Origin of the sequence: Mycolicibacter minnesotensis (assembly GCF_010731755.1) — a bacterium.
In the GTDB taxonomy this organism is placed as follows: Bacteria; Actinomycetota; Actinomycetes; order Mycobacteriales; family Mycobacteriaceae; genus Mycobacterium; species Mycobacterium minnesotense.
In genome coordinates this window covers 4,068,891-4,087,384 of the sequence record NZ_AP022589.1, presented here as the reverse complement: position 1 = coordinate 4,087,384, position 18,494 = coordinate 4,068,891, and the positions used below count along the sequence as shown (strand labels likewise).

Below are 18,494 nucleotides of genomic sequence, written 5' to 3'. Positions count from 1 at the left end.
TAGGAGAGAACCGAAAGTGTTTGCCACGTCGGTCATTAGGAAGCTGGCGATCAGTGAGGAGATGCTGGCCGAAACCCACAATTTCGTGGGTCTCGCCGCACACGTCACTGGTCCGGTCGACATCGATCTGCTCTCGGAGGCCTACGAGGCGCTGCTGGAGGCGCATCCGATCCTCACCGGGCGCCTGGAGCGACTGCCCGACGGGCGCCACCAGTTCGTCACCGACGACCTGATGCCCGACGGCATCGAGGTCATCGAACTCGACGGGTCCGACGCGCAGCCGCCGGCCCCGCGCTTCGACCAGAGCGAGTCGCTGGTGGCGATGCGGGTGATCATCCGCGACGGGCAGGCCCAGCCGACCCTGTACGTGCATCACGCCGTCGCCGACGGTCACCACATGTACGCGCTGATCGAGGAGATGCTGTCCTTCTATACCGACCTGGTGACCACCGGCCGGATCGGTGCGATCAACGTTGAGCCCGCTCCGCTGTCCGTCGAAGCGGTGCTGGCCGATCGGGGGATCGCGAAGCAACAGCGCTCCGGGATCGAGCGGTTCATGCCGGCGCTGTTCGCCTACGACCTGCCGCCGACCCGTCGAGCTGTCGGACAGGAGACGCCGTCGTCGCCAATGCTCGTGCCGATGGCGTCATGCCGGTTGACCGAGAGTCAGACCGACAACGTGGTCGCGTTCGGCCGGGCCCACGACCTGAGCCTGCACGCGGTGCTGTCGGCTGCGGTGCTGATCGCCGAATGGCAGCTGCGCGGCAAGCTGAGTATCCCGGTGCCCTACGTCTACACCGTCGACTTGAGATACTTTCTGTCACCGCCGGTTTCGGCCACCGGATGCACCAACCCGATCGGGCTGGCCACGTACCTCGCCGAGGTCGACGCCAAGACCGATCTGGTCGAGATGGCGCGCGATATCGCCGCGAACTTCCAGAAAGATCTCGACGAGGGCGTCATCCAGCAGTCCAGACTGCACTTCAGCCCGCAGTACGTCGGAAACCCGCCGGGTCTGCCCGACGTCGTCGTCCTGAGCAACAACGGTCTGGTTCCGCCGGTGCGGACACCACCGGGCGTCGAGGTGACCACGACACACGGCGAGCTGTACTTTGCCGTGAGCGCGGGGATCGACATCTACTTCACCCAGATCTTCTCTGGGCAGCTCAATATCGAATACCACTCCCATGGGCCGGCGCCGGAGCGCTCGGTGGAGGCGATTCGCGCGCTGCTGTGCGATATCGCCGATCAGCACGCCGCCGGCGTCAGCTGACCGGGCCGAAGGCGTAGCGGTGGTACTGCAGCATTCCGCGCAGCGGCCGCACTGCCCGGGCCAGCCGGCTGGATCGCCGGAAGCCGGCAGGGACCCGGCTGAAGGTCTGAGCGTCGAAGAGATTGGCGGCTGCCAGCAGCCGGATTCCGGTGACTTTGTCCAGGATGTCGTTGGGGCTGTTGACCGCCCAATGCAGGGTGGCTCCGGACTGTCGCTGCAGACGGTGGGTCTTCTGGGTTTTGATTCCGAGCCAGTTGTAGAAGTCGATCTGAAGTTCGCCGGACGGAAACTTCTCGACGATGCTCTGGAGCAGGGCCACGCCGTCGGCTTCGGCCAGGTACATGCTGATCCCTTCGGCCAGCAGCAGGACCGGCCGGTCTGCCGGGATCTCATCGATCCACGACGGGTCGGTCGCCGACGTCGCCACCAGGTGGTATCCGGGGCGGTCGGGATAGACCTGCTTGCGCAACGCGATCACCGGGGGCTGGTCGACGTCGTACCAGGCCACCTCGGGCCCGGGGTCGATTCGGAACACCCGAGCGTCCATACCGCAGCCGAGGTGGATGACGCTCGCGTTCGGGTGGCTGGCCAAGAATTGACGTGCCCAGATGTCGTATTGGGCGGTGCGCACCGTGACCAGGGGCGCCCAGCGCCCGGGGGCCTTGAGTCCGTCCCAGTCGAAGTCGATACGGTCTACCGCTTCCTTGGCGTACCGATCGCCCAGCACCGGCGATTCGAAATCGGCGTCGAGTGCCTTGAGGTAGAGCGTCGTCAGCATGGTTGCCGCGGCACCGTGCAGGTCGACGGGGATCTTGTCTGCCACGTCGGCGAGCCTAATACGCTGAACGGATCTTCGATGCACCGCACGCTTGAACCCGGCGGTTCAGCGAGGCTCGACGCAGGAGAGCCGAAGCTGGGACCGACGCAGGAACCCGGCGGTTCAGCGAGGCTCGACGCAGGAGAGCCGAAGCTGGGACAGTCGCAGGAAACCGGCGGTTCAGCGAGGCTCGACGCAGGAGAGCCGAAGCTGGGACCGACGCAGGAAATAGGAGGCACAGATGGCGGTTGAGGCCAGCGAGCGCAACGGACGAGCGCCGCGGATCCTGTTGTTGTACTACAGCTTCTCCGGCCAGTCGCTCAAGGTGCTTGAGGCCGCCGGCGAGGTGTTCACTCAGCACGGCTGCGAGGTAGTCACAGCGGGGATCGAATTCACCGACCCGCAGTACGCGCCACGTTTCGCCCAGTTTCCGCTGCGCCGGGTGTGGCCTGACATGCTCAGCGTGCTCAAGGCGCAGCAGCGGGGCGAGACGGGGGAGATCCGGACTCCCGACGCGGTGCGTGACGGTGCATACGACTTGATCTGCATCGGCTCGCCGACCTGGTGGAAGGCGCCCGCCATGCCGATCAGATCGTTCTTGAAGTCAGAAGAAGCGCGAAAGCTGCTGGACGGCAAGCCGTTTGTGGTGTTTACCGTGTGCCGTGAGTTCTGGCAGGAGAACTATGCCGAAGTCTGCCGGCTGGCCGAGGAGTGTGGCGGCCGCTATCAGGACGAGATTCACCTGACCTATCCGGGCGACCCGATGAGGTCGATGCTGGCGCTGACCAGCTACCTGGGCAGCGGGCGCTACCGGGAGCGCTACCTGGGCCTGCGCCTGCCGCCCACCAACGTCCAACCCGAGCAGCTCGATCGGGTCCGCACGTTCGCCGCGGGCCTGGTCAGCCGGTTGTTCGGAAAATGAGAGGTCCGCGGACATGCCCCGTCCCTTCGAGGTGACTTTTTCCTCGCCGGCATCCGTCGAGCAGGTGCACGGCGCCTTCGGCGATCGCTCCTACTGGTTGGCCCGGCTTGAGGCTTTTGGTGGAAACAAGACTCTCGACGCCCTAGACGTCGCTGCAGATGGCCGGGTGCAGGTGGTGGTGACCGAGGACCTGCGGCACGGGGCGTTGCCCGGGATGCTGGCCAAGGTGTATCGCGGCGACCTGAATATCGTGACCACCGAGGTGTGGACCCCCGCCGGGGACGGCCGGGTCAACGGTGAGATCACCGTTGCGGTGACCGGCGCGCCCGGTTCGGGCAGCGGAGTCGCGGTCCTCGAACGTGAGGGCACCGGCTCGAAGCTGGCGTTGAATGGCACGATCCGGTTCAAGATGCCCTTGGTGGGCGGCCCCATCGAGAGCTTCCTGGCCCGCGAATTCGCCGAAGGAATTCCGGAGATCCAACGGTTCACCACGACCTGGCTGGGTGAAAATGGCTGACCACGAATTCATCCCCTCCCATGTGCCCGGCACTGCTGAGGCGCTGGCCCGACTGGACATGCCGTTGGGCGAGGCCATGATGACGCAGCGGGCGATACGGCGGGTGTACTCCGATCCTGTCGATGACGAGGTCGTGCTCAAGTGCATCGAGCTGGCCCTGCGGGCTCCGACCGGAAATGACGGCCAGAACTGGGAATTCATCGTCGTCAAGGACCGCCGCGTCAAGGAGGAACTGGCCAAACGCTATCGGCAGGCGTGGAAAATCCAGCGCGGCGTGGTGTTGCGCCGCAAGATCAAGACCGATGAATCGATCGCCGGTATCGCCCGGGCGATGCAGTGGCAGATCGATCATTTCGCGGAACTCCCGGTGCTGGTGGTGGCCTGCTTGAGGCTGGGGGCCCGCGAAGGCCGGTTACCGGTGGTACGCATGCCCCACATCGCCGAGTCGGCCTACTGGGGATCGATCTACCCGAGCGTTCAAAATCTGCTGCTTGCGGCACGTGCCATGGGCCTGGGTGCGTCGCTGATCACCCTGCCGCTGTGGAACCAGCGTGCGGTGCGCCGCACCCTCGGGCTGCCGAGTGAGATCACACCGTGTTGCATCGTCCCGCTGGGCTGGCCGCGCGGACGGTACGGTCCCACCACCCGCAAGCCGGTGGGGGAGGTGGCCCACCTCAACGGCTACGGCGACCGGGCATGGCTGGGAAACTGAATGCATGTTCATCCTTTTTCCACCTGAGCTGAGCAAAGAGACGCACCGTTCGATTTAGTGGACTGTAGTTCAAATCGAGGGCACGATTTACATATGCGCTCGCTTAGACATATAGCCGTAGCGGCTATATGCTGGCACAGTTCTTAGGGCCGGGGGGCCCACTGGGGAGGGGGGAATTGTGATGCAGGCTGTCGTCCGAACGCATCGGAACCGGGCAAAAGGTGTAGTCATCGCTGCTGCCGCCGCGGTAGCGGTCGCACCGGTAAGTCCAGTCGTACCTTGGGCTCACGTTCTGACGGCGGCCGAGCGCGGTGTGCGACTCGCAGCCGACGGCTCTCTGCTTAACATCCCCTTTAATCTTTTTCAAGACTTTTTCAACGTCCCCTATAACGAAGTGCAGGCGGCCAATATTCTGGCCAATTCCTTCTTCTTCACCGGCAGCTGGTTTACGCCGAGCGCAACCAATATCTGGGGTGAGGATCCGGGCGATCCGGGCCATTTCATGGCGGTCATGGACTTTATGTTTCCGTTTGCGCCGGAGATTTCCGGCCAGTATCAGCCCGACTTCGACGAGGACGCGCTGGCAAACGGCACCGCCGGCCTGGGCCAGCAGATGGCGATGTTGGCCGCGGCCATGCTGCCGGTCAACCCGTCGTGCGACTCGATCCAGTGCTGGCCGATGACGCCGGTCAACCCGATCACCGGCCTCACCGGGCTGGACCAGGCGCTGCGCTTCGTTGAGTCGTTGGGTGGGCCGAATCAGCTACCCCTGTTCAGCTACTGGCTGCAGGTACCGCTGCAGCAACTTTTCGAGGGCTACACGTTTCCAGAAGGCCCCACCAGTGACCCCGACAATCCCACCTCAGCGGGGATTGCCAACCCGAACGAGGGCATCGGCCCGAACGGATCGGTGCCGGACGACTACGGCTTCACGGGGACCCGTCCCCTCACCGACGCCGACGGCAACATCGTCTACGACGAATACGGCAACCAGATCAACCTGATGCCCTGGGCCGGGTTGACGTTCAAGTTAGACCCACTCAACCCCTTTCAGCAGTGGTTCGACAGCCTCACGCAACCCGTCAACTGGAGTGTCAACGGCGACGACCCGACCATCGGGTTCCACCTGCCGGGCTTCGCGGATATCACCCAGACCATGAAGGCCTTCACCGCCGGACTGGTGGTGGACTTCAATCCATTCGTGGCAGGCAGCCCCTTCTGCGCGGGACTGTGCACTTCACCGCCGTTAGGATTGACCACGCTGGATCTGGTCAAGTCGATCCAGGCGATCGGCGAGCCCAACCCGCAGATCCAGCACTGGATCGATCTGACCGAGCAGGACGCGGCGAATGCCGTGGGCAATGCCAATGGCTCGACTGACGAACAGGTCATGGCCGGGATTTCGGCCCTGCAGACCGGTATGTTCACGTTCGACGAGCAGACCCAGAACGACATCATCGATTTCCTGGCTCAGATCAATCCCTATCTGCCGAACCTGGCGGTCAACTCCGGCCTGTTGACAGACCCGGGCCTGTTGGGGCCGTGGCCGGAGAATCCGGAGACGGGCTACTTGATGCCGCCGACGTGGACACCCGGCGTGCCGCTGGACGAGCAGGAGATCGGTGATTACGGCGGCCGCGACTCTGCGCTGCTCTGGGAAGGATTCATGAACTTCCTCAACCCCTCAAGCGGGATCGCCCCGGATTTCGACGGGCTGTGGAGTGACTTCGGGAGCTGGTTCACCTTCTAACCAGTCCACCTCCTCGAACAACGCCCGTTCCATGGGCGTGTCGCGTCACGGCGAAGCCACTGGCTAACCTGTGCCGTGAGCAAGTGATTCACGATTTGCGCTCAGTTAACACTTTGATAGATTGCTTGAACCAACGCGGCGGTGTCGCGGCGAGTAGAGCTACTTCTCATTTCTTGGAAGGACACCCGGATGACCGCAGCCTTGCGTTCGTACTTCTCCGCGGGGCTGGCCATCACCACCGCCGGAGTGATCGCCGTCGCTCCCGCGGCCCGGGCCATTCCCGAGCTGCCCACGGTTCACCTGGACACGCAGCTGACCGCCGGTGAGTCGCTGTGGAACGTTCCGCTGAACCTGTTCCAGGCCTTGGTGAACATCCCGGCGAACGAGATCCACGGCATGGACACGCTGGCCCAGTCGCTGTTCTACAGCGGCCCGTGGTTCGCCGGAAGCCCGACCAACGCCTGGGGTGAGGATCCCGGCGACATGGGGCACTTCGAGGGCATCCTGCAGATGATGTTTCCGTTCCCGCTGATCTCCGGTGCCGGCAATGAGGGGGACCGTTTCTTCCCGGGCCTGGGACAGCAGTTGTCGATGCTGGCCAATGTTCAGATTCCCATCGATCTGAGCTGTGCTGGTCTGGACTGCTACCCGGTAATGCCGACCAGCCCCATCACCGGCTTCACCTGGATCGACCAGTCGCTCTGGAGTGTGCTGATCGCACTGGGCCTACAGAACTTCCCGCTGATCCAGAACTGGTTCCAGATCCCGTTCTCGGCCATGACCAACGGCAACGAGTTCTACTTCGACCCCAACGGGCCAGGCATGGTCAACATCGGGTACGCCAATGACGGGTACTACTGGGAGGGCACGCGCACCCTCGCAGAACTGGGGTTGAACCCCGACGACTACCCCAACATCGACCCGGACGCCCCGCTGATGCCTTGGGCGGGCAGCTACTACTCGATGGACTTCACCACGCCGTTCACGAACTTTTTCGACAGCCTGCTGGAGCCGTTCGACTTCAACAAGTTCACGCTGCCCGACCCGATCGAATTCGCGCGGGTGGCGCAGTCGCTCATCGCCTCGTCATTGCTGGCGTTCAACCCGTTCATCCCCGGCAGCCCGGTCTGCCCCGGGCCGTGCCTGCTACCCGAGCCCGGCGGCAACATCTTCGACCCGGAGGACTGGAACACCCCCAGTTACTACTGGCTGGTGAAGATCATGGATGACTTGTGGCCGGGCAACCCCGTCATCGGCGAATGGATGGACGCCTACGACGAGGGCACCGCGAACGTCTCCAACCCGGAGATGATCGAGACGCAGGCGTGGTTGTGGCGGTTGGGCACGGTGTTGCTCGACATCAAGAACGAGCTGCCGCCGGACCCCGTTATCGACACCAGTGCTTTCCTGCCCACCCCCGAGCAGCTGCAGGCGTTCTTGGGCGACTACTGGTACAACATCTTCGACAACGTCGGGATCATCGGGCCCTTCGACATCCAGGGCCTGTGGGACGCGATCTTCAACATCACCCCGGTGTAGTCGGCCGCCGGCGCCCGCGCCGGTTATGGTGGCCCGCGCTTGGATAGGGTAGGCGCGTGGCTCACGCAGTGCCGATGACAGCACTTCCTACCGGACCAGGGGAGCAGCGACGTGCTTGAAGTCATCGACAAGGGCTGCGTCAGTGAGGCCCACCCCGTGCCCTTGCTGTTCGTTCATGGCGCGTGGCACGCCGCATGGTGCTGGGACGACCATTTTCTGGGCTACTTCGCCGACTTGGGCTACCGGGCGCTGGCGGTCAGCTTCCGGGGGCATGGCGGCAGCTCAAGCGACAAGCCGTTGCGGGCCTGCGGTGTCGATGACTACGTGGCTGACATCTGTTCGGTGGCTGATGGGCTTCCGGTGTCACCGGTGGTGATCGGTCACTCCATGGGCGGGTTGATCGTGCAGAAATACCTGGAGAACCGGTCGGCTCCGGCGGGGGTGCTGATGGCCTCGATACCGCCGCAGGGCAACTACGGCTCCAGCCTGCGCTGGCTGCGCCACCGCCCGTGGGATGCGATCAAGATGGCGGCGACAGGCAAGGCCCTGCCGTACATCAGCACGCCGGAGAGGGCGCGGCAACACTTCTTCTCCGAAACCACCCCGCAGCACGTCGTCGACGACTGCGCGGCTCGGCTTCAAGAGGACAGCCCGCGGATCAGCGTGGACTGCCTGATCCTCCGGTTGCCGCGCCCCAAGCGGGTGACGACGCCGCTGCTGGTGCTGGGCGCCGAACACGACGGTGCGCACACCTGCAAAGAGGTGCGGGCCACCGCTCGTGCCTACGCCACCGAGGCCCACTTCTTTACGGGCATGGGCCACAACATGATGCTCGAGCCGGGTTGGAAACTCGTTGCCGACCACATCCACAGGTGGCTCGGCGGGCGCGGCTTGTAGCGCCGACCGGCGAGCTCAGTCCTTGGTGAACGAGTACAGGCGGTAGACGAACTCGCCGTTCTTCAGTGCGCCGTTGAATGTCCAGTCGGTCGCGGCGCTGGCGAATCGGGCCAGGCCGCCGTGGTGGGCGATCATGTCCTGCTTGCGGCCCAGGTTCTTCTCGTTCCCGCGCAGCACGTCCATGCTGATGTCCTCCTGGGACACCAGCCGCAGACCTGTGGCGGCCAGCTCGGCATCCCAGCGGGCCAGCTCGCTGCGGCGGCGGAAATCGGTGTACAGGAAGTGCCCGCCGGGGGCCAGCACGCGCGCCGCACCGTTGAAGAACTTTGCCGGGTTCGGGTACAGGTGCGACGCCTCAACCTGGAACACCACGTCGAACGAGCCGTCCTCGAAGGGCAGGTTCTCCGCGTCGCCCTCGACGAAGTCCATCCCGGGCAGCTGATGGCGGGTGCGGCAGAACTCGATGGCGGTCGGATTGAGGTCCAGACCGGTGTAGGAGGCGGGCTTGAAGGTCCGCGCCACGTACGACGCTCCGCCCCCATGGCCGCAGCTCACCTCAAGCACCTTCTTACCTGCGAGGTCGGCGAGGGCGGCGGTGCGGTGGTACTGCTGAATAAAGAATCGGTTGGCCTCGTCGGCGGGCTCCAGCGGCACCGCCATCGGCGGGTCCTCTTCGTAGCCGTAGTTGAGGAACAACCAGTCGTCACCGCTGAGCATCTTGGTCTGGGTCGAGAACCGCTTTGTCACAAACGAGGTGAACAGCAGGTGGTAGACGAACGGGTTCGTCATGACGCGGTGGGATACCGGATTGAAGATCAGGCGGTTCATCGTGACCATCGAAGAAGTATCTCACGATTCTGGCGGCGCGGTCGTGCCCGGGTCCGGGCTTCAGGCGGCCTCAGTCGCGCAGGCCCCGCATCAGGATTCGTTCCCACATCCGGTCGGTCACGAGGGCCCGCGCCAGCACGGTGGCCTTGCCAGAGAGTCCTATGGTGTAACGGGGTTTCGGGTCTTTGGACTCGACCGCCCGGACCACCGCGCGTGCGACATTGTGCGGCTCGATCATCACGCCGGGCTGCTCGCTGAGCCGGCGGGTGTTCTCGGCGTAGCGGTGCTTGAACCCTCCGTAGGGATCGTCGTCGGGATAAGTCGGGCGGTCATCCTGCTGAGAGGTGACGAACGGTGTCCGCACCCCGGTTGGGTCGATCAAGACCACCCGGACGTTGAACGGCGCCACCTCTGCGCGAAGGGCCAGTGACATCGCCTCCATCCCGTACTTGACAATGTGGTAGCCGCCGGCGCCGGGACTGGCGAAGCGTCCCCCCGTGCTGCCGATGTTCACGATGGTCCCGGTGCCGCGGTTGCGCATCCCGGGCAGCACGGCCTGTGATAAGTGCAGTGCGGCAACGATATTCGTTTCGAAGAGTTTTCGCAGGTCGCTTAGTTCCACTTGCTCCAACGGGCAGGTCAGCGGAAAGCCTGCGCAATTGACCAAAACATCTACGCCGCCGTGGTTGGCGTTGATCTCCCGGACAAGTTGATCCACCGCGTTCTCGTCGGTCACGTCGAGGGCGCGGGCCAGCAATCCGCGTTCCTTCAGGCGTAGCAGCGACTCCTGATCACGGCCGACCGCGAACACCTCATATCCCCGGTCGTGGAGTCGGTCGGCAGTTGCCTTTCCGATCCCGCTCGTGGCACCGGTAACCAGCGCAATGCGGCTGTCCGCGTCGGTCATAGGGCGTCGAGTACCCCGTTTTCGTCGTCGATAACCGCCTGCCCGTCGAGCCCGCCCCGGGGGTCGGAGTCGGCGAGCAACAACTCGACGGGCAGGCGCTCCAACCCGCGCATCGTCGCGTTCACCAGATATCGGGGCTCTCCGGCCAGCCGGATCTCCTTGACATGGGGGATCAGCTGGGTCAGTACGCGGCTCACTTCGATGCGGGTCAGGTGGGTGCCCAGGCAGTAGTGCGCGCCGCCGCCGAAAGCGAGGTGGTCAGTCGGATTGCGGTCCAGATCGAAGGTGTCGGGGTCGTTGTAGTGCCGTGGATCGCGATTGGCGGCCGCATAGAGCACCAGCACGCGCGCACCAGCCGGGATGGTGTGCTCGCCGACCGGGTAGTCGCGGGTCGCGGTGCGATAGAACCCCTGAACCGGCGAGACCAGCCGGAGCTGCTCTTCGATGGCTGCGGGGATCAGTTCGGGGTGTTCGCGCAGCCTCGTGTAGACGTCCGGACGTTGTGCCAGGGTCAGGAACAATCCCGAGATCAGGTTGGTGGTGGTCTCGCTGCCTGCGCCGACGAGCATCGAAGCGGTCCAGAACACCTCGTCGTCGGAGAGGGTGTCCTCACCGCTGGGCGCCGCCAACATGGAGATCAGGTCGTCGCCGGCGGTGGCACGACGTGCCGCGATCATCGGATAGAGGCTGCGGTACATGGCGTTGACCGCCTGACTTGACCGCATGTTCATCGTCATGCCACGCAGGCTCAGCGGTGCGAACGCGGCCTCGTTGATGGTGTCCGCCCATTCCAGGAACTGGTGGCGGTCCTCCTGCGGAATCGCCAGCATCATGGTGATGAGCCGGTTGGGCAGGGGCTTGGCTAAGTCGGCCACAATCTCGACTCGGCCGCGCTCGATCATCGCCGCGACCAGCTCGTCGGCGGCGCGGTTGATATTGATCTCCCACGACTTCATCGCGCGGGGTGTGAACGCGCGCGACACCGATCTGCGTAACCGGGTGTGCACCGGCGGATCGGTGGCGTTCATGGTCTGCAGGCGGACCCGAAAGCGGGCCTGGCTCTCCGCCGAGGACAACGCCTCGTCGTCGCGCAAGGCCTGGCGGACCTCGTCGTAGCCCGGAATGATCCAGATGCCGCGTTTGCGGCTGTACCAGACCTTGGGTCCGGACAGCAGCGTGCGGTATCCCGGATAGGGATCGTGCATGGTCGCCGGGGCAAAGGGATCGAAGTCGGTCAGCGGCGCGGTTTCACGGCCGGTCAGCGCATACCGGTAGGCGGTCGCCCGGTCGCGGGCCACGCCGACGAGCCCGTCGGTGCCGATCCTGAGCAGGCTGGCGCGAAAGCGAAGACGACGCGTCAGGTCCTTCTGGTCCATCTGGCTGAGCCCCTCGTCACGATCGTCGGGTGTGGAGCGCGACCGGCTCCCCGTGGCCTGCGATCAGGCTTGTCGCCACCCTAACCCGGTTGGTTCCGGCGTCTAAATGGCCGTCGGTCACCCTAAAAGAAGAGCCGGAGCGCCGGAACATCAGTCCCGTGCGCTCCGGCGCTGCTCGTGGCGGACCTCAGTCCTTGACGAGGTCGAAGATGCGGTAGGTGATCTCGCCGCGGTCCAGGTCGCGGTAGAACAGCGATCCCTCCACGACGGCGAACTCACGGGCGAAGCGGCGCAGGAAGAACGGCATCCGCTCGTTGATCAGATCGTTGGAGCGCGGCGAGTTCGCCGCCAGGCCCCGCACCACTTCGCGGCTGATGTCGCGCTCGTTGACCAGGCGCAGCGGCGGCGTGGCCAGCGTCTTCTGCCAGGATTCGATGTCTTCTTTGGCGCGGAAGTCGGTGTGCAGGAAGTGCCCGCCGGGCCGCAGTACGCGGCCCACCTCACGCACGAACTGGGCGAAGTCGGGGTAGATGTGGGACGCCTCGACGTTGATCACCGCGTCGAAAGAGTTGTCGTCGAACGGCAGGTTCATTGCGTCGCCCTGCACGAAGTCCAAGCCTGCAACCTGGTGGCGCTGCTGGCAGAAGGCGACGCCGTCGGGGTTGAAGTCCAGGCCGGTGTAGGAGGCTGGCGCCAGCGTGCGAGCCAAGAAGGACGCGCCGCCACCGTGCCCGGAGCTGACTTCGAGGACGTTCTTGCCGGCCAGGTCGATCTGGGTGGCGGTCTGGTGGTAGAGCTGGATCGAGTACCGGTTGGGCTCGTCGGCCTCATCCAGCTTGAGGTCCAGCGGTGGCTCCTGCTCGTAGCCCCAGTTGAGGAAGACGACGTCGTCGTGTCCCATCCGCTTGGTCATGAACGGGTACCAGTATTTGAAGGCCTTTTTGTACAGCGGCATCGCCGAGATGCGGTACACCAGGTCGGCGCCGACTTTTTCCAAGGTCTCAGATGGGGAACGCACCATACCGAAAGTATGGCACAGCCCAGCGCGCGGCTCAGACGTCGGTGAGTTGCGCCGGCACCTGCACGCGCTGCGGCTCGCCGCGGTATCGCGACGGCGTCCCATCGATCTTGCAGATCCGCCACATCAGTCGGGCCGCGGGATTCATCAGCCCCAACTCATGGCAGAGCATCCGCACATCGGCGAACATGTCTCGCCAGGTCTGACGGGATTCTGGCGCGCCGAAGAACCACTGCTTACGTGCTGACCTGGGCACGCCGAACTCGCGGAAGAAACTTCGGGGCGGCACCACCATCGCCTGGCCGAGCATCCGCATGACCACGGGCACGTACAGCGAGAGCATGAATCTGCTGCTCCACCACAGCCGCGGCACCCGCCGCTCCAGATACTTGTGTGCGAACGAGATATGACGCGCCTCTTCGGCGACGTGGATTCCGATCATCTGGCGGACGATCGCCGGGACGGAGTCCTCTTCGCGCAGGGCAAGAGTCTGCAGATAGTCGAAGGGCACCTCGCCCGCCAGTACGCCGAAGAAGAAGCAGTTCGGCAAAGGGCCGGCGTAGAACGGGACGATCGGGGAGAGCACCCGCAGCCACCTCGGCATGCCGGGCACATCCACGCCGATACGGTTTACCAACTCCTGGAACATCAGGGTGTGGTTGCACTCTTCGATGCATTCGTGCAAGCAGTAGCGGTATTCCGGCGAGCCGTTGGGCACCCAGAACGTGTAGTGCATGAGGCCCCGCACCAGAATGCCTTCGAATTGGACGCCGACCTTGGCCATATTGGCCTGGCGCCACATGCCCATCGCGATCTTCTTGTCCAGGGGCTGTGCCTGATACCAGGGATGGCGGCCCAGTGGGTCCGCGCCGGTAATGATCCAACGGGGATCATCGGTGCTGATGTCGAGCTCGGGGGAGTCCCAGTCGATGTCGATGTAGGGGTTGAAATTACGCCGAACGGAACTCTCCGAGAGAGTCGCCAGCGTTTCGCCGTAGGCCACGTCGTCACCGACGTACATGGCGTTCTTCAAGCGCCTGATCAGATACAGGATCGCATAGGGGACAGCCGTGATCGCGCCCATGCCGGCCAGTAGCCAGCAGATGACGATCACGCCGGTCGGCATAAGCAATCCGTCCTCTAGTCCAGGCCCCCCCGGGCCCCTGGTGTGCACCGCCCTGGGGCGAAGCCAGCCGAAGCATACCGTCAAGTTTGGCAAAACGCTAAGGCTAGGCACGCCTCACGATTGTGATTGACATCATGTTGAGACCTGGTGGTGACCCTTATTTTACTTATCCGTCAAGGCCTGTGTCATACCGGTCTGACCTGCGTGTAAGGTCGCGCATTACGCCGTTGGGGTAGCGTGTCCTGCTTATGGGGACCCAGCACTACCAGGCCGTCATCGTGGGCGCCGGCTTCGGCGGCATCGGCGCGGCCATCCAGCTCAAACAGCTGGGCTACGACGACATCGTGATCGTTGACCGCCTGGACGGTCTCGGCGGGACGTGGCGAGTCAACCATTACCCCGGTCTGTCCGTCGACCAACCCTCCACTACCTATTCGTACTGGTTTGAACCGAATCCGTATTGGTCGCGGCTGTTCGCCCCCGGCAACGAGGTACAGGCCTATGCCGAGCACGTCGCAGCCAAATATGACGTCGAGCGTCACATGCGTTTCAACACCAGTGTCGACAGCGCCCAGTGGGATGAGGACGCGAAGGTGTGGCGGACCGCGCTGGCCGGCGGCGAGACCCTGACGTCGCAGTTCCTCATCGTCGCCACCGGTTTCCTGTGCCAGCCGAAGGTGCCCGACATCCCCGGTATCGACACATTCGCCGGCCACGTGGTGCACACCGCGCAGTGGGACCACGACTACTCCATGGCCGGGCGCCGGGCGGCGGTCATCGGCACCGGATCAACCGGTATTCAGGTGATCCCGCAGCTGGCCAAGGAAGTCGCCGACCTGACGGTGTATCAGCGCACCCCGATCCTCGTGACGCCCAAATCCGACGTGGTGTTTCCCCCGGTGATACAGCGGATGTTCGCGCGACGGCCGTTCACTCAGCGCATCGTGCGATGGTTGACCGACAACACCACCGATTTCATGATGGTCTTGACCATGTGGCGCTACCGCCGGTTCAAGTTCCTCAACAAGGCAATGGCTGCCCAATCCGCGCTGCACCGGTTGCGGTCGGTACGCAACCGCGAACTCGCCCGCAAGATGAAGCCCGATTTCGACTTCGGCTGCAAGCGTCCCTCGATTTCCAACGATTACTACCCGAGTTTCGCCAAGCCCAATGTGCACCTGGTCACCGAGGGAATCGAACGGATCGAACCCGACGGCATCGTGTCGTGCGACGGCGTCAAACGTGAGATCGACACGCTGGTGCTGGCAACCGGATACGACGTATGGGAAGGGAACCTCCCGGCGATCGAGGTGATCGGTCGCGGCGGCCGCAACCTCGGCAAGTGGTGGCGTGAGACTCGGTTCCAGGCCTACCAGGGGATGACCGCCCCGCAATTCCCGAACTTCATCAACATGGCCAGCCCGTTCTCTTGGGTCGGGCTGTCCTGGTTCAACACCGTCGAATACCAGACGCGGCACATGAAACGGTTGTTCGGCGAGGTGCAGCGGCGTCAGGCTCAGACCTTCGAAGTCACCGAGGAGGCCAACGCCCGCTTCTACGAGCGGATGATGGGCCTGCTGGACAGCTCGGTGTTCCACCTGGGCAACTGTGCGACATCGAATTCCTACTGGTTCAACCAGAGCACGGGTGAGGCTCCGCTTTTCCGGCCGACCTCGGTGCGCAGCGCCGTGAAGGAGCAGGATCACTTCCCGCTGTCGGACTACCAGATCGGTTAGCTTCGGCTGCCACGGTCCTGAACAGGGGGTTACAGTGATCGTTTGGGCATTTTGTCTGCTGGGGGGTCTCGAAAAGTGACGAGTAGACATCAACTGAGCCATGGCCGGTGGTCGGCGGCGCAGTTCGTGCGCCGCTTCGCGATTCCCATCATCGTGGGCTGGGTCGCTCTTACCGCGTTGGTCAGCGTTGCCGTGCCGCCATTGGAGCAGGTCGCCAAGGAACACCCGGTGTCGTTGAGCGCCAAAGACTCACCGTCGATTCAGGCGATGGCACGACTCGGGCATGACTTCGCGGAGTCCAACACCGACAGTGCGGCGATGATCGTCATCGAAGGTGATGAGCCTCTCGGCGACGCCGCGCATCACTACTACAACGAACTGATCGCTGCGCTCAACGCCGATACCCAACACGTTCAGCACATCCAGGATTTCTGGGGTGACCCGCTGACCGCGGGGGGCGCGCAGAGTCCCGACGGCAAGGCTGCCTTGGTCCAGCTCAACCTCGCCGGCAATCAGGGTGAGGCACTGGCGAACGACTCGGTGGAGGCGGTTCGCGACATCGTGGCTCGCACGCCGGCGCCCCCGGGGGTGCGCGCCTACGTGACCGGCCCGGCGCCCATGGTCACCGACATGAACACCAGCGGCGACCGCGCGGTGCTCAAGATTCTGGTGGCCACCGTCTCGGTGATTTCCCTGATGCTGTTGCTGCTCTATCGGTCGATCAGCACCGTCGCGGTGTTGTTGGCCGTGGTCGGGGTCGAGCTGGCCGCCGCGCGGGGAGTCGTGGCCTTCCTGGGCCACCAAGGCCTGATCGGACTGTCGACCTTCGCGATCAACATCCTGGTGACCCTGGCGATCGCCGCGGGGACCGACTACGGCATCTTCTTCATCGGTCGCTATCACGAGGCCCGTCACGCCGGTGAAGACCCGGAGACGGCGTATTTCACCACCTACCGTGGGGTCGCCCATGTGGTGCTGGCCTCGGGCCTGACCATTGCCGGCGCCACGTTCTGTCTGAGCTTCACCCGGCTGCCGGTGTTTCAGACCATGGGCGTGCCGTGCGCGGTCGGCATGCTGGTCGCGGTGGCCATCTCGCTCACGCTGGTGCCCGCGGTCCTGGCCGTCGCAACGCGGCGCGGCCTGCTCGAACCTCGCCGTAAGATGTCCGCCCGCGGGTGGCGCAAGGTGGGCACGGCGATCGTGCGCTGGCCGGGACCGATCTTCATCGCCGCCTGCGCGGTTGCACTCGTCGGCCTGCTGGCGTTGCCCGGCTACCGGGTGAGTTACAAGGACCCCTCGTTCATCCCGCAGGACACCCCGGCAAATCTTGGTTGGGCGGCCGCGTCGCGGCACTTCCCGGAAGCACGCTTGCTGCCGGAGGTAGTGCTGATCGAGTCCGACCACGACATGCGCAACTCCGCGGACTTCCTGGTGCTCAACAAACTGGCCAAAGCGATTTTCGCCGTCGAGGGCGTCGCCATGGTTCAGGGAGTGACCCGCCCCGAGGGCACCCCGCTGGGACACACCTCGATCCCGTTCCTGCTCAGCATGCAGAACGCCGGGCAGATGCAGAACCTGGACTTCGTCAAGAACCGGGTGGCCGACATGCGCCGGCAAGCAGACGAGCTGGAGGACACCATCGCCTCGCTGCAGCGGATGTACGGCCTGATGCAGCAGATGGCCGCCAACACGCATCACGCTGCCGGCGTCTCGGACGAGGCGAGGGACCTGGCCACGCAGGTGCGCGGCAACATGGCCGATTTGAACGAGAATTCCAAGGCGTTGCGTGAATCCGTCGAAGGCAAGGATTGCCGCGGCGACACCACTTGTCTGTCACTGCGGGCGGCGTATGCGTCGATGGACGGCACCACCCTGCTCACCGAGAAACTCGACGAGCTGGCGCCCGACATGAGCAATATCGACGCGGTGACACCGCAGCTGCTGGAGATGATGCCGGCGCAGATCGCCGCGATGCGCAGCCTGCAGACCATGATGCTGACCTTGCACAGCACCATGTCGGGCATCATGACGCAGATCGAGGAGGTAGGTGGCGGCTCGGCCGCGATGGGTCAGGACTTCGACGCGGCCAAGAGTGACGACTCGTTCTACCTGCCTCGGGAGGCTTTCGACAACCCGGACTTCAAACGCGTGGTTCAGCTTTTCCTGTCACCGGACGGGCATGCGGCTCGGTTCTTCATCACCCACGACGGCTACCCGGCGACACCCGAAGGCATGGCACGGGTCAATCTCATCAAGAAGGCCGCCACCGAAGCCCTGAAGGGTACACCGCTGTCGACTGCCACGGTCTATGTAGCCGGCACCGCAGCGCTCTTCAACGACTTGCAGGGCAGTGCCGACTACGATCTTCTGATCGCCGGAATCACTTCCCTGGCAATTATTTTCATCATCATGCTGCTGATCACCCGCAGCTTCATCGCATCGGTGGTGATCGTCGGAACGGTGCTCGCATCGCTGGGCGCTTCGTTTGGCCTGTCGGTCTTGCTGTGGCAGTACATCTTCGGCATCCACCTGCACTGGTTGGTGATGGTGATGTCGGTGATCATCCTGTTGGCGGTGGGTTGTGACTACAACCTGCTCCTGGTCGCCCGTTTCAAGGAAGAGATGGGTGCCGGGCTCAAGACCGGCATCATCCGGACCATGGGCGGCACCGGAAAGGTGGTGACCGCCGCAGGGCTGGTGTTCGCCTTCACCATGGCGTCCATGCTCGTCAGCGATCTGCGGGTGGTGGGTCAGTTGGGAACAACGATCGGGCTCGGCCTGCTGTTCGACACCTTGGTGGTGCGCTCCTTCATGATGCCGTCGTTGGCGGCCCTGCTCGGGCGGTGGTTCTGGTGGCCTCTCAACGTGCGTGAGCACCCGGCGCGGGCACGGCCAACCGTGCCGCCCGCCGCGGGAGCCGCGACGGATGAACACGACCAGACCTTCGAAGACATGGTTGCCACCGCGTTTCCGGAGTTGTCCGCAAGGCCCGGGAAGCCCGCAGGTGACCGTCCCACCGAAGTGCTGGCGGCGATCCAGCCGCCGGAAGACGAGACCGACCGCTGAGCGGCTCCTG

Annotated in this window: 15 protein-coding genes; 9 read left to right on the top strand and 6 right to left on the bottom strand. The window is 64.2% G+C overall.

The window, feature by feature from the left end; translation table 11 throughout:
- Positions 1 to 16: 16 nt before the first annotated feature.
- The gene (locus G6N09_RS18875; RefSeq protein WP_083023414.1) at positions 17 to 1,273 is read left to right on the top strand and encodes a phthiocerol/phthiodiolone dimycocerosyl transferase family protein; all 1,257 of its coding nucleotides are present in this window, start codon (positions 17 to 19) and stop codon (positions 1,271 to 1,273) included.
- Here G6N09_RS18875 and G6N09_RS18870 read toward each other — a convergent pair.
- Complete coding sequence (locus G6N09_RS18870; protein WP_083023411.1) at positions 1,266 to 2,096, bottom strand: class I SAM-dependent methyltransferase; 831 nt, start codon at positions 2,094 to 2,096, stop codon at positions 1,266 to 1,268. The genes G6N09_RS18875 and G6N09_RS18870 overlap by 8 nt on opposite strands.
- A gap of 235 nt (positions 2,097 to 2,331) precedes the next feature.
- On the opposite strand from G6N09_RS18870, the gene G6N09_RS18865 reads away from it, so the two are divergent.
- The 6 genes from G6N09_RS18865 (at position 2,332) to G6N09_RS18840 (ending at position 8,427) form a co-directional block, all read left to right on the top strand.
- Entirely contained in the window at positions 2,332 to 3,012 is a 681-nt protein-coding gene (locus tag G6N09_RS18865) for a flavodoxin family protein (protein WP_083023407.1), read from the top strand.
- Positions 3,013 to 3,025: 13 nt separating this feature from the next.
- The gene (locus G6N09_RS18860) at positions 3,026 to 3,529 is read left to right on the top strand and encodes a DUF2505 domain-containing protein (protein WP_083023404.1); all 504 of its coding nucleotides are present in this window, start codon (positions 3,026 to 3,028) and stop codon (positions 3,527 to 3,529) included.
- The gene (locus tag G6N09_RS18855) at positions 3,522 to 4,241 is read left to right on the top strand and encodes a nitroreductase family protein (protein WP_083023402.1); all 720 of its coding nucleotides are present in this window, start codon (positions 3,522 to 3,524) and stop codon (positions 4,239 to 4,241) included. The genes G6N09_RS18860 and G6N09_RS18855 overlap by 8 nt, the downstream gene beginning before the upstream one ends.
- 181 nt (positions 4,242 to 4,422) lie before the next feature.
- Positions 4,423 to 5,991: a hypothetical protein gene (locus G6N09_RS18850; RefSeq protein ID WP_133053075.1), complete on the top strand. Its 1,569-nt coding sequence runs from the start codon at positions 4,423 to 4,425 to the stop codon at positions 5,989 to 5,991.
- A gap of 189 nt (positions 5,992 to 6,180) precedes the next feature.
- Positions 6,181 to 7,530, top strand: a complete 1,350-nt coding sequence (locus G6N09_RS18845; protein WP_083023398.1) for a hypothetical protein — start codon at positions 6,181 to 6,183, stop codon at positions 7,528 to 7,530.
- A 111-nt stretch (positions 7,531 to 7,641) separates the two neighbouring features.
- Positions 7,642 to 8,427 carry an alpha/beta hydrolase gene (locus G6N09_RS18840; protein ID WP_083023397.1) on the top strand — a complete coding sequence of 262 codons (786 nt, stop codon included), beginning with the start codon at positions 7,642 to 7,644 and terminating at the stop codon, positions 8,425 to 8,427.
- A 15-nt stretch (positions 8,428 to 8,442) separates the two neighbouring features.
- On the opposite strand, the gene G6N09_RS18835 is transcribed toward G6N09_RS18840, so the two are convergent.
- The 5 genes from G6N09_RS18835 to G6N09_RS18815 all read right to left on the bottom strand — a co-directional run bounded on the left by G6N09_RS18835 (position 8,443) and on the right by G6N09_RS18815 (position 13,640).
- Positions 8,443 to 9,255 (bottom strand): phthiotriol/phenolphthiotriol dimycocerosates methyltransferase, encoded by an 813-nt coding sequence (locus G6N09_RS18835; protein WP_083023508.1) that lies wholly within the window; start codon positions 9,253 to 9,255, stop codon positions 8,443 to 8,445.
- A 70-nt stretch (positions 9,256 to 9,325) separates the two neighbouring features.
- Entirely contained in the window at positions 9,326 to 10,162 is an 837-nt protein-coding gene (locus G6N09_RS18830) for an SDR family NAD(P)-dependent oxidoreductase (protein WP_083023395.1), read from the bottom strand.
- A complete protein-coding gene (locus G6N09_RS18825; RefSeq protein ID WP_234806923.1) occupies positions 10,159 to 11,538 on the bottom strand; it encodes a cytochrome P450 in 1,380 nt (459 codons plus the stop codon). Before G6N09_RS18825 ends, G6N09_RS18830 begins: the two co-directional genes overlap by 4 nt.
- Before the next feature lie 187 nt (positions 11,539 to 11,725).
- Positions 11,726 to 12,493: a phthiotriol/phenolphthiotriol dimycocerosates methyltransferase gene (locus G6N09_RS18820; RefSeq protein WP_170309978.1), complete on the bottom strand. Its 768-nt coding sequence runs from the start codon at positions 12,491 to 12,493 to the stop codon at positions 11,726 to 11,728.
- 97 nt (positions 12,494 to 12,590) lie between these two features.
- Positions 12,591 to 13,640, bottom strand: a complete 1,050-nt coding sequence (locus G6N09_RS18815) for an AurF N-oxygenase family protein (RefSeq protein WP_234806929.1) — start codon at positions 13,638 to 13,640, stop codon at positions 12,591 to 12,593.
- Positions 13,641 to 13,930: 290 nt separating this feature from the next.
- On the opposite strand from G6N09_RS18815, the gene G6N09_RS18810 reads away from it, so the two are divergent.
- A complete protein-coding gene (locus tag G6N09_RS18810) occupies positions 13,931 to 15,418 on the top strand; it encodes a flavin-containing monooxygenase (protein WP_083023390.1) in 1,488 nt (495 codons plus the stop codon).
- A 75-nt stretch (positions 15,419 to 15,493) separates the two neighbouring features.
- The gene (locus G6N09_RS18805) at positions 15,494 to 18,484 is read left to right on the top strand and encodes an MMPL/RND family transporter (RefSeq protein WP_083023388.1); all 2,991 of its coding nucleotides are present in this window, start codon (positions 15,494 to 15,496) and stop codon (positions 18,482 to 18,484) included.
- Positions 18,485 to 18,494 lie beyond the last annotated feature (10 nt).

Coding starts and splice junctions, on each gene's coding strand:
- G6N09_RS18865 (WP_083023407.1), top strand. CDS start 2,332: ATGGCGGTTGAGGCCAGCGAGCGCAACGGACGAGCGCCGCGGATCCTG.
- G6N09_RS18860 (WP_083023404.1), top strand. CDS start 3,026: ATGCCCCGTCCCTTCGAGGTGACTTTTTCCTCGCCGGCATCCGTCGAG.
- G6N09_RS18855 (WP_083023402.1), top strand. CDS start 3,522: ATGGCTGACCACGAATTCATCCCCTCCCATGTGCCCGGCACTGCTGAG.
- G6N09_RS18850 (WP_133053075.1), top strand. CDS start 4,423: ATGCAGGCTGTCGTCCGAACGCATCGGAACCGGGCAAAAGGTGTAGTC.
- G6N09_RS18845 (WP_083023398.1), top strand. CDS start 6,181: ATGACCGCAGCCTTGCGTTCGTACTTCTCCGCGGGGCTGGCCATCACC.
- G6N09_RS18835 (WP_083023508.1), bottom strand. CDS start 9,255: ATGAACCGCCTGATCTTCAATCCGGTATCCCACCGCGTCATGACGAAC.
- G6N09_RS18830 (WP_083023395.1), bottom strand. CDS start 10,162: ATGACCGACGCGGACAGCCGCATTGCGCTGGTTACCGGTGCCACGAGC.
- G6N09_RS18825 (WP_234806923.1), bottom strand. CDS start 11,538: ATGGACCAGAAGGACCTGACGCGTCGTCTTCGCTTTCGCGCCAGCCTG.
- G6N09_RS18820 (WP_170309978.1), bottom strand. CDS start 12,493: ATGCCGCTGTACAAAAAGGCCTTCAAATACTGGTACCCGTTCATGACC.
- G6N09_RS18815 (WP_234806929.1), bottom strand. CDS start 13,640: ATGGGCGCGATCACGGCTGTCCCCTATGCGATCCTGTATCTGATCAGG.
- G6N09_RS18810 (WP_083023390.1), top strand. CDS start 13,931: ATGGGGACCCAGCACTACCAGGCCGTCATCGTGGGCGCCGGCTTCGGC.